2 protein-coding genes are annotated in these 836 nt (G+C 54.7%); both read right to left on the bottom strand.

The features are described from left to right. Positions 1-329 (bottom strand): carboxypeptidase-like regulatory domain-containing protein (locus KK062_RS29825; RefSeq protein ID WP_254088045.1); only part of this gene is annotated, 329 nt, incomplete at its 3' end. A gap of 112 nt (positions 330-441) precedes the next feature. After that, positions 442-836 (bottom strand): enolase C-terminal domain-like protein (locus KK062_RS29820; protein ID WP_317195820.1); only part of this gene is annotated, 395 nt, incomplete at its 5' end.

Here is an 836-nt window from a genome sequence, read left to right as displayed (position 1 = left end):
CCAACCAGTTCCGTGAGACTCGAGCTGTCGGGCTCGAGGACGCTGCTCAGTGTCTGGCGTGTGCCGACCCCTTCTGCCAATACTTTATAGCACCCATACGAGAACACCCACACACTGCTCGCATCCGGCACCGCGATAGTAAAGGCGCCGTCGGCGTTGGTGGTTGTTCCTTCTGTCGTGCCTTTGATCACGACGTTTACACCGGGCATAGTCTCGCCCGATTCGTCGCGCACGACCCCTTTGACCGTCAGGGTCTGCCCCACCCCCGGCAGGCTCGTCAGCAGCCACAACGCCGCGAAGAAGCCCAGTTTACAGTAGAATCTATTCATAGGTATTAGGTTAAGATTTGATCGGATTACCGTTACCGCAACCGATTACTTAACAATAATACTGTAATTAGGGCTTATGTCCTAATTGTGCACCAGACTTTATTCTATAGCATTATCTCAGGGCCGTACTGAGCCCGGATTCCTGTGGAACCTGGTAAAAGCCGTCCGTTACGCGGGCCGGATGTACGAAATGCTCGCGCAAATGCGGAATATACTCCAGGAATAACGATTCATGGCCTACGCGGATATGGTTGAACAGGACCAGGTGCTGGTGAATTTGCCCCATGTCGCCCACGTGCGGCACCATGGGGATATTGAATTTCTTTGACAATAAGCTGATCGCGATATACTCTGCCACGCCCCCTACCCGCACGGCGTCGGCCTGGTTAAAGCTCATGGCGCCGGACTGCAGATAATTTTTAAAGAGCACGCGGTTGGGAACATGCTCACCCAACGCAATGCGCAGCGGGGCGATCGCATCGGCCAGCGCGCGGTGTCCCTGTACAT

Source organism: Dawidia cretensis (genome assembly GCF_018598175.1).
Lineage (GTDB): Bacteria > Bacteroidota > Bacteroidia > Cytophagales > Cyclobacteriaceae > Ohtaekwangia > Ohtaekwangia cretensis.
Note: the sequence above shows the minus strand (reverse complement) of the source record. Positions and strands in the feature narration are given on the sequence as shown.